General features: G+C 70.4%; 11 protein-coding genes. 6 read left to right on the top strand and 5 right to left on the bottom strand.

Annotation, left to right across the window (positions count from 1 at the left end):
• The 3 genes from IQ216_RS08140 to IQ216_RS08130 form a co-directional block, all read right to left on the bottom strand.
• A partial coding sequence (locus IQ216_RS08140; RefSeq protein ID WP_370566671.1) for a transglycosylase domain-containing protein occupies window positions 1–1,846 on the bottom strand: 1,846 nt, incomplete at its 3' end.
• A 1-nt stretch (window position 1,847) separates the two neighbouring features.
• The gene (chlG, locus tag IQ216_RS08135; protein WP_193815086.1) at window positions 1,848–2,828 is read right to left on the bottom strand and encodes a chlorophyll synthase ChlG; all 981 of its coding nucleotides are present in this window, start codon (window positions 2,826–2,828) and stop codon (window positions 1,848–1,850) included.
• Window positions 2,829–2,836: 8 nt separating this feature from the next.
• On the bottom strand, window positions 2,837–3,052 hold the full coding sequence (locus tag IQ216_RS08130) for a DUF2862 domain-containing protein (RefSeq protein ID WP_193815085.1): 216 nt from the start codon (window positions 3,050–3,052) through the stop codon (window positions 2,837–2,839).
• A 113-nt stretch (window positions 3,053–3,165) separates the two neighbouring features.
• Between IQ216_RS08130 and hisF the strand changes: the two genes are divergently transcribed.
• From hisF to ubiE, 3 genes are all read left to right on the top strand, one after another.
• A complete protein-coding gene (gene hisF, locus IQ216_RS08125; RefSeq protein ID WP_193815084.1) occupies window positions 3,166–3,969 on the top strand; it encodes an imidazole glycerol phosphate synthase subunit HisF in 804 nt (267 codons plus the stop codon).
• A 76-nt stretch (window positions 3,970–4,045) separates the two neighbouring features.
• The gene (locus tag IQ216_RS08120; RefSeq protein ID WP_186697103.1) at window positions 4,046–4,372 is read left to right on the top strand and encodes a hypothetical protein; all 327 of its coding nucleotides are present in this window, start codon (window positions 4,046–4,048) and stop codon (window positions 4,370–4,372) included.
• Window positions 4,359–5,081, top strand: coding sequence for a bifunctional demethylmenaquinone methyltransferase/2-methoxy-6-polyprenyl-1,4-benzoquinol methylase UbiE (gene ubiE, locus IQ216_RS08115; RefSeq protein ID WP_193815083.1), 723 nt, complete (start codon window positions 4,359–4,361; stop codon window positions 5,079–5,081). Before IQ216_RS08120 ends, ubiE begins: the two co-directional genes overlap by 14 nt.
• 22 nt (window positions 5,082–5,103) lie before the next feature.
• Here ubiE and IQ216_RS08110 read toward each other — a convergent pair whose 3' ends face one another.
• Window positions 5,104–5,577 (bottom strand): hypothetical protein, encoded by a 474-nt coding sequence (locus IQ216_RS08110; protein WP_193815082.1) that lies wholly within the window; start codon window positions 5,575–5,577, stop codon window positions 5,104–5,106.
• Between the two features lie 75 nt (window positions 5,578–5,652).
• Entirely contained in the window at window positions 5,653–5,811 is a 159-nt protein-coding gene (locus tag IQ216_RS08105; protein WP_193815081.1) for a hypothetical protein, read from the bottom strand.
• A gap of 173 nt (window positions 5,812–5,984) precedes the next feature.
• Here IQ216_RS08105 and glyQ point away from each other — a divergent pair, with 173 nt between their 5' ends.
• From glyQ to IQ216_RS08090, 3 genes are all read left to right on the top strand, one after another.
• Window positions 5,985–6,902: a glycine--tRNA ligase subunit alpha gene (gene glyQ / locus IQ216_RS08100; RefSeq protein WP_193815080.1), complete on the top strand. Its 918-nt coding sequence runs from the start codon at window positions 5,985–5,987 to the stop codon at window positions 6,900–6,902.
• On the top strand, window positions 6,899–7,090 hold the full coding sequence (locus IQ216_RS08095) for a hypothetical protein (protein ID WP_370566670.1): 192 nt from the start codon (window positions 6,899–6,901) through the stop codon (window positions 7,088–7,090). Before glyQ ends, IQ216_RS08095 begins: the two co-directional genes overlap by 4 nt.
• Before the next feature lie 87 nt (window positions 7,091–7,177).
• The gene (locus IQ216_RS08090) at window positions 7,178–9,169 is read left to right on the top strand and encodes a ComEC/Rec2 family competence protein (protein ID WP_370566669.1); all 1,992 of its coding nucleotides are present in this window, start codon (window positions 7,178–7,180) and stop codon (window positions 9,167–9,169) included.
• Window positions 9,170–9,282: the final 113 nt, after the last annotated feature.

The following is a 9,282-nucleotide window of genomic DNA, read 5'->3' as shown; positions in this document are numbered from 1 at the left end:
GCACCAGCCCCGGTGGCTGCGCCTGCACCGGCAGGTCTTTGGTGATCGCGCCCATGAAGCGCCGCCAGGCATAGGCGGCCACCACGCTGGTGCTCTTGGTCTCGCGGCTGTTGTCGTAGCCGAGCCACACGCCGGTGGTGAGCTGGGGGATCGAGCCGATGAACCAGAGGTCGCGGCCCCCTTCCGAGGTTCCGGTCTTGCCGGCCACGGGGTGCCGGCCGAGGGAGGCGGGGCCGCCAGTGCCACCGCGCACCACCTGCTGCAGCATCCAGGTCATCGCATCTGCGATCGTGCTGTCCACGGCCCTGCGGCCGGGGTCCCCGTCGGTGCGGCGGCTCCAGAGCAGTTCGCCATCGGGGCCGAGGATCTCCTCGAATGGGGTGGGCTTCACAAACACGCCCCGGTTGTTGATGGCGGCGTAGGCGGCGGTCATGTCGAGCACCGTGTCCTCCTCCGCGCCCAGAGCAAGGGGATAGAACTTGCCCAGGGGCTGGATGATGCCCAGGCTGCGGGCCGTGGCGATCACCTTGTCGAAGCCCACCTCCTGCAGCAGCCCCACCGCCACGGTGTTCACCGAGTTCTGGAAGGCACGCACCATCGAGATCTTGCCCAGGAAGCCCTTGCTGAAGTTCTTGGGGCAATAGCCGGCAAAACAGCGCCTGCGGTCCACCACCGTGCGCTCCGGTCGCATGCCCTCCTTGAGGGCTGTGAGATACACGAACAACTTGAACGTGGAGCCGGTGGAGCGCAGGGCCTGGGTGGCCCGGTTGAACTGGCTCTGTTCGTAGTCGCGGCCGCCCACCATGGCCCGCACCAGCCCGGTGCCGGGCTCCATGGCCACCAGGGCCCCCTCCAGGCGGCCGGGGGTGGACGCTGTGATCGCCTTCTGGGCCTGTTCCTGCCAGTCGAGATTGACGCTGCTGCGCACCGTAACCCCGCCCACCTCCAGTTGCTCGGGGGTGAGCACCTCGGTGAGCTCCTGTTCCACCCAGGTGCTGAAAAAGGGGGCCTGGCTCACCCAGTATTTGGGGTCGGCCGGTTTGAGGGCCAGGGGTGAGCCCTCGGCCTCCATCTGCTGGGCCAGGGTGATGTAGCCCTCCTCGCGCATGCGGCGCAGCACGATCGCCCGGCGTTGCAGGGCCAGATCGGGGTTCACCAGCGGCGAGTACACCGAGGGGGCGGGGGGCAGCCCGGCGATCAGGGCGGCCTCCGCCAGGTTGAGGTCGCTGGGAGCCTTGGAGAAGTAGATCCAGGCCGCATCCGCCACCCCGTAGGCGCTGGAGCCCAGATACACCAGATTCAGATACTCGGTGAGGATCTGGCGTTTGCTGAGCTGGCGCTCGAGCTTGCTGGCCAGGGCCGCTTCCTTCAGCTTGCGGGCGATGGTGCGGTCCTGGCTGAGGAACACGGTGCGGGCCAGCTGCTGGGTGATCGTGCTGGCTCCCTCCTCCACCGAGCCGCGCGAGATGTTGCGCAGCATGGCCCGGGCGATGCCGGTGGGGTCGATGCCGTCGTGCTGGTAGAAGCGACGGTCTTCCGCCGCCACGAAGGCCTGCTCCACCAGGGGCGGGATCGAGCTGGCGGAGAGCTTCTCCCGCGACACCGGGCCCACCTTGTGCACCACCTGGCCATCGGCCGCGAGGATGGTGAGGGTGCCGGGCCGGTTGAAGTGGTTGATGCCGCGGGCATCCGGCAGCAGGCTGTCGAAGCTGGCCACCAGCGCCGCCTGGCCCACGGCCACCCCAGCACCGAGGGTGGTGGCCACTGCGGCGATGATCACCAGGTTGCGCTTGCTGCCTCCCCTACGGCGGGGCTGGCGCGCTTTGGCAGGAACGGCGGTGCTCACCTCATGCCACCAGGGCGCTGTGGCCGATGGCCAGGGCTGTGACCAACATGCCCAGCACCAGGAAAGGCTGGGCGCTGGCCTGATACTTCACATCGAACGCCACCGGATCGCGCAGCAGCCACACATCCTGAAAGGTGATCTGGGGCACGATCAGCAACACCAGCAGCACGGCGGCGAAGTGCTGGCCGATGGCGATCAGCACCGCCACCATGGCCAGCTGGAATACATCAATCATGGCGGCGCTGATCCAGCTCGCGCCGGTGATGCCGAACACCACAGGCAGGGATTGCAGCCCGAGGGCCCGGTCGCCCTCCACACTCTTGAAGTCGTTCACCACGGCAATGCCGAGGCCTGCCAGGGAGTAGGCCAGGGTGAGCAGGGCGGTGGTCCAGGTGAGGTGGCCGAACAGGGCCTGTCCGGCCCACCAGGGCAGGGCGATGTAGCTGGCGCCCAGAGCGTAGTTGCCAAGCCAGCCGTTCTGCTTGAGCTTCAGGGGCGGGGCTGAATAGATGAAGCTCACGAAGGAGCCCCCCAGGGCCAGCAGCAGCAGCACCGGCGTGGTGTGGCCAGCCCAGCGGTCCAGCCCCCAGGCCACAGCCAGGCCTGCCAGCAGCAGCACCCAGATCTGAAGCTTCACCTGGGGCAGGGGAATGGCGCCGGAGGGAATGGGCCGGTAGGGCTCGTTGATCGCGTCGATGTCGCGGTCGTAGTAGTCGTTGATCGTCTGGGTGTAGCCCGCCAGCAGCGGGCCGCTCATCAGCATGCAGGCGATCGAAGCGGCCACGTTCGGCAGGGTCCAGCTGAACTGGCCCGAAGCGGCCGCGCCACAGAGCACGCCCCAGATCAGGGGAATCCAGGTGACCGGCTTCATCAGCTGCAGCCTGATCTTCCAGATGCTGCTGCTGCCGCCGGCACCCTTCATGCCCAGCAGCTGACGGGCTGCCGAACCCCTTGGGGCCTCAGGGTTTGGGCTGTTGGTCAAGGCCGGTTTCAGGCGAGGGTGACTTCATCGTCGAAGAACCAGGCGCTCTGGCCGGCGCCGAGATCCACCACCAGGCCGATGCCCTGGCCATCCACGGTGCGGAAGCCGGTCACCGTGCCGGTGGGGTCACTCTTGAGGGCCTCGACCAGAACGGCGGGGATGCGATCACGCACACGCAGCACGCGCACCTTGGAGCCGATCGTGATCGGGGCTGCCTGCACCATCGCCGTCGAGACAGTCAAAGTCCAGCAACCTTAACAGCGAAGAGCCGTTGGACCGCTGCCCTGAGGCTGCACTGGCCCAGCATGGTGCGCACCCACCGGCCTGCCCCTCCGCCATGGTTGCCAAGCGCATCATTCCCTGCCTCGACGTGGCCGATGGCCGGGTGGTGAAGGGCATCAATTTCGTCGGTCTGCGCGATGCCGGCGACCCCGTGGAGCTGGCCTGCCGCTACAGCGCCGCCGGTGCCGATGAGCTCGTGTTCCTCGACATCGCCGCCAGCCACCAGGGCCGCTCCACCCTGGTGGAGCTGGTGCAGCGCACCGCCGAGGCGGTGACGATCCCGTTCACTGTGGGCGGCGGCATCGCCAGCGTGGAGGGGATCACGGCCCTGCTGCGGGCCGGCGCCGACAAGGTGAGCCTCAATTCCGCCGCTGTGCGCGATCCCGAGCTGGTGAGCCGCGGCGCCGAGCGCTTCGGGGTGCAGTGCATCGTGGTGGCGATTGATGCTCGCCGCCGCGGCGGCGGCGAGCCGCCGGGCTGGGATGTGTACGTGAAGGGGGGCCGCGAGAACACCGGGCTCGATGCCCTGGCCTGGGCGCGGCGGGTGGTGGCCCTGGGGGCCGGCGAGATCCTGCTCACCTCGATGGATGGGGACGGCACCCAGGCCGGCTACGACCTACCCCTCACCCGCGCCGTGGCCGAGGCGGTGGAGGTGCCCGTGATCGCCTCCGGCGGGGCCGGCTGTCTCAACCACATCGCTGCGGCGCTGTCGGACGGGCCAGGCGGCGGCGGCGCCTCGGCGGCCCTGCTGGCCTCCCTGCTCCACGACGGCATTCTCAGCGTGGAGGCGATCAAGACCGATCTGCTGGCCAGGGGCCTGCCGATCAGGCCCCTGCCGCATCGTCACGCCGGGACGTAACGGCTTGTTACTTTGGTTACGGAAGATGGCGTGGCGTTCCGCTCCTGCTTCCCTCCACGGCAGGCCAGCGCCAGAGATGTTCTTCCACCCCTTGCCACCCCCCTACGCCACCGTGCTGCCGCTGGTGATGCTGGTGGCCGTGGTGGCCCTTGTGGCCTGGGCGCTGCAGCTGATGCAGGCTGCCAATGACCGCCAGGAGTTCTCCCTGATGCTGGCCGGCTGCATGGTGTGCTCCGCCGCCGTGGGCCTGGCCACCGTGACGGTGATCATGGTGACGGCCCCCCAGCGGCTGCCGGTGCTGAGTCTGGAGTCGTCGCCGCCTGGTGGCGTCAGCCTCGATGCCGTGTCACTGCCTGAGATGCTGCCGGATTCACTGGTGTTCCCCTGGGATGGGCAGCTTTGAGCCGGGGCAGCCGCAGCAGGTGCAGAGCCTGTTCGAGCAGATTGCCCCGCGCTACGACCTCCTCAACGACCTGCTCAGCCTCGGCCTGCACCGGGTGTGGAAGCGCCAGGCGATCGCCTGGCTGAGCCCGCGTCCGGGGCAGACCCTGCTCGATCTCTGCTGCGGCACGGGTGATCTGGCCCTGGTGCTGGCCTCAAGGGTGCGCCCTGCCGGCAGGGTGATCGGCCTGGATGCCGCCGCGGCGCCCCTGCAGCTGGCGGCCCGCCGTTCCGCCCGCGCCCCCTGGCTGGTCCTGGAGTGGCGCCAGGGTGATGCCCTGGCCAGTGGTCTGCCGGACGGGATGGCGGCGGGCTTGGCCATGGCCTACGGGCTGCGCAACCTGGCAGATCCCGCCGCGGGGCTGGCGGAGGTGCGGCGCCTGCTGCGGCCCGGCGGGCGGGCCGCCGTGCTGGATTTCAACCGCCCGGATGGCGCTGGCCTGCAGGGGCGGCTCACGGCGGGCCTGCAGAAGCTCTGCCTGCGTGGCCTGGTGGTGCCGGCCGCCAGCCTGGCCGGCCTGGAGGAGCACTACGCCTACCTCGAGCCCAGCCTGGCCCGCTTGCCCACAGGCGCCGAGCAGGAACGCCTGGCCCGCCGGCTCGGCTTCCGCCGGGTGCATCACCGGCCCCTGGCGGCTGGATTGATGGGCCTGCTGGAGCTGCAGGCCTGAGTGGGTCGCCGGGCCTCGGGCCTCAGTCGAACACCCGCTGGAACAGCGGATCGCCGAAGGCGCTGCGGAAGCTTGCCCGGGCCCCGGGGCCGAACAGCTCCAGACTCTCGGCCAGGTCAGCGGGGCTGGAGGTCACATGGCTGGGCAGGCTCTGCATGGCCCACAGGCAATGGGGCCGACAGGCCTCCAGCCAGGTGTCCAGCGGAAACCAGCGTTCCAGGCCGCAGAAGCTGTGGCTGGTCTTCAGGTCGTCCATTTCGGGGTCGCTGGAGATGCGATCGAGATCCACATGCAGGAAGCGCGGATCGGCGTTCACCTCCAGCATGCGGCGGATCGTGCGGCCGGCCACATGCTCGATCTCAAAGCAGATCTGGTCGTCCAGTGAGTTCAGGGATCTGAGTTTTTCGGCATAGGTGAGGCCGGAAAATTCCTGCTGCGGCTTATGGGTCCAGCGCTCGTTCGTTCTGAGGTGGTAGCGCACCGAGGAGAGAATCAACCGGGCCGGGTGGCGGGTGCTGTGGATTCCCCTGAAGTCAAGCGCGTCGAGATTGAGGCGCCAGTGGCAGTTGTTCTAAAAATAGCAATCCCACTGCTCCGGCAGGCGCAGCTGGCGCTGATTGTGCTTGGTGTCGAGCCAGAGCCGTAAGCCCGTGAGGCGCTTCAGGGTTTTGAGGGCTTTGCTGAAGAATTTCGAGCCGGTCTTGTGGTGGGTGCCGACGACGAACTTCAACGCTCAGGGCAGATCTGGTCGATTCACTGTCGAGCTCCGGCCTGCCCTTGTCAAATGGCTGCCCGGGCTGGCGCCGCCTCCAGAGGGTGCTGTGCCATGGCAACGTTGTTCGGCGCCGGTTCGCTGGCCAAGCCCCTTCCCTCTCGGCCCCCTCGGCCGGGTACCAGGCCCCGATGCACTTCCAGGACATCATCAGCACCCTCAACCGCTTCTGGGCTGAGCAGGGCTGTCTGATCCTGCAGCCCTACGACACCGAGAAGGGTGCCGGCACGATGAGTCCCCATACGGTGCTGCGGGCGATCGGGCCCGAGCCCTGGGCCGTGGCCTACCCGGAGCCCTGCCGCCGTCCCACCGACGGCCGCTACGGCGACAACCCCAACCGGGCCCAGCACTACTTCCAGTACCAGGTGCTGATCAAGCCGTCGCCCGATGCCATCCAGGAGACCTACCTGGCCTCCCTGGAGACCCTGGGCATCCGCGCCGCCGACCATGACATCCGCTTCGTGGAGGACAACTGGGAATCCCCCACCCTCGGCGCCTGGGGCGTGGGCTGGGAGGTGTGGCTCGATGGCATGGAGGTGACCCAGTTCACCTACTTCCAGCAGTGCGGCGGGCTCGACTGCCGGCCGGTGTCGATCGAGATCACCTATGGCCTCGAGCGTCTGGCCATGTATCTGCAGGACGTGGAGAGCATCTGGGATCTCTCCTGGAACGGCGTGCGCAGCTACGGCGACATCTGGCTGCCCTTCGAGAAGGGCCAGTGCACCTACAACTTCGAGGCCTCCAACCCCGAGCGGCTGCAGCAGCTGTTCGCCCTCTACGAGGCCGAGGCCGGCGATCTGGTGGAGCGGGGCCTGCCGGCCCCGGCGCTGGATTACGTGCTCAAGTGCAGCCACACCTTCAACCTGCTGGAGGCCCGCGGCGTGATCTCGGTGACCGAGCGCACCGCCACGATCGGCCGCATCCGTGTGCTGGCCCGCCAGGTGGCCGAGGCCTGGCTGGCGGAGCGCACGGCGCTGGGCTTTCCGCTGCTCAGCCCCGAGCGGCGCCAGGTCTGGCTGGAGGCCCAGGMCCCGCAGCCCGTGGCGTGACACCCCTGCGTCGGCGCCTGCTGCTGGCGGTGCTGCTGCTGGGCAGTTTCCAGCTGGGGCGCAGCAGCGAGCGCCAGATCTGGCCCTGCCGGCTACGGCCTCTGGCGGCCCTGGTGGAACCCCTGCTGCAGAGGGAGCTCCCCAGCGAGCGGTTGTGCGACCTGCTGCTGCGGCTGCCCGGCAGCTGAGGGTTGGCCCGGGGGCGGCAGAGGGCATGACGCCGCCGTGGCAACGCTGGAGCCATGGGATTGCCCTCAGGCCCGCTGCGAGAGCCCGTGCCAGTGCCACCATCGCGGTCGCGCCCCAGGCGGCGGCGGATCGTCTGGGCGGTCCTGGTGGCGCTGGTGCTGCTGCGGGCCCTGTGGGTGTCGCTCACGCCGCCCCTGGCGGCCCCTGGGGATCCGGTGTGGCAGCTCGATGCCCCAGGGGCTGGTGGCGGCGCTCCGCTGATCGTGACGCTGCGCGGCACCCTGCTCAGTGATCCCCAGCCGACGGGGCCGGATGGGACCTGCCGGGCCCTGCTGCAGCTGCCCCAGGGGCGCACCGAGCTGCGCCTGGCCTCCTGCGGGGGCCTGCAGCAGGGCTGGCGCGTCGAGGCCCATGGCCGGCTCAGGCAGCCTCAGCCGGCTCCCCACCCGCTCCTGGCCGGGCCGGCGGAGCGGCTGCGGCGCCAGGGGGCGGCCACCCAGCTGCAGGTGGAGCAGGCCACTGTGCTCGCCCGTCCCCCAACTCCCCTGGCCGACCTGCGCCGCCAGCTGGCCCAGCGGCTGCTGGCGGGCGCGGGAGCGGAGCGGGGCGGGCTGCTGGCGGCCCTGGTGCTCGGCAGCGCCCGGGTGCCCCTGCCGCTGGAGCTCAAGGAGGCCTTTCGCGCCGCGGGACTCTCCCATGCCCTGGCCGCCTCCGGCTTCCATCTCAGCGTGCTGCTGGGAGCGGTGCTCCCCCTGGGGCGCCGGCTGCCGCGCTGGCCGCGGCTGGGTCTGGCTGGCGCGGCCATGCTGCTGTTCGTGCTGCTGGCCGGCCCGCAGCCCTCGGTGCTGCGGGCCGTGCTGATGGGCGGCCTGGCCCTGGCGGTGCTGGAGAGCGGCGGCCGCGGGCGGCCCTTCGGGATCCTGATGGCCAGTGCCCTGATTCTGTTGCTGTGGCGGCCCGAGTGGCTGGCCGATGTGGGCTTCCAGCTCAGCGTGGTGGCCACGGCCGCCCTCGTGGTCTGCGCCTCTCCCCTGGAGCAGGGCCTGCGCCGCCGGCTGCCGCCCTGGTGCCCGGGCTGGCTCGCCGCCGCCAGCGCCGTGCCCCTCGCCGCCTCGCTCTGGACCCTGCCGCTGCAGCTGTTCCACTTCGGCGTGGTGCCCCTCTACGCCGTGCCGGCCAATCTGGTGGCGGCGCCGCTGCTCACCCCCCTCACCCTGGGGGCGATGGCCCTGGCCCTGGTGGCGGTGCTGGTGCCTCCCCTGCTCGGCCTGCTGTTGCCGCCGGTGGCCTGGTGCTCTGGCCTGCTGGTGCTCGTGGTGAAGGGCTTCGCGGCGCTGCCCATGGCCCAGTGGCAGCTGGGCAGGCCGGAGCCCCTGCTGGTGCTGCTGCTCGCCGCAGGTCTGCTGGGGCTGAGTGTGCCGGGCCCCGCCGGTCTGCCGCGGCTGGGCCGCCGGCTGGCGCCGGCGCTGCTGCTGCTGGCGGCCCTGGGCCACCTGGCCCTGCTGCGGGCCGACCAACTCGTGCTGGTGCACCAGGGCCACCGCGACCTGCTGCTGGCCCGCCACCAGGGCCGGGCGGCGCTGGTGAGCCTCCAGGCCGATGGCTTCAGTTGCCGTCAGGCCCGCCAGCTCGCCACCGGTTTCGGCATCCCCCGCCTGGACTGGGCTCTGCTGCTGGATCCCGTGGCCCCGGCCGAGCCCGCCTGCTGGCAGGCCCAGGCAGGGCTGGTGCTGGCCAGTGCCGATGGCAGCCTGCCGCTGCAGCCCGGCCAGTGGCTGGGCAGCCCAGGGCTGGTGGCCGAGCCCCTCAGCGCCGACAGCCGGGCCATCAGCCTCGTGCTGGGGCAGCGGCGCTGGCTGCTGCTACCAGACCGCCAGGCCCTCAGGGCCTGGCAGGCCACCGAAGCCAAGGCCTGGGACGGCATCTGGCTGGGGGTGCTGCCGCGGCGGCCCGAGCGCCATGCCGTGACCGCCGCCAGCCGCGGAGCCATCTGGCTGAGCGGCGGCGGGCCGGCCGATGGCCCGCCGGGCTGGAGCGCCAGCGGCCCGCGGGGCTGGCTGCAGCAGGGCTGGGGCTGAGCGGTCCGTAAAGTCGTGGCCGGAGCTTCGGGCTCCTGGCTGGAGAGGTGGCTGAGTGGTCGAAAGCGAACGACTCGAAATCGTTTGAAGGGCAACCTTCCGTGGGTTCGAAT

The organism is Cyanobium sp. LEGE 06143 (assembly GCF_015207535.1).
In the GTDB taxonomy this organism is placed as follows: Bacteria; Cyanobacteriota; Cyanobacteriia; order PCC-6307; family Cyanobiaceae; genus NIES-981.
This window is presented reverse-complemented; position numbering and strand designations above follow the sequence as displayed.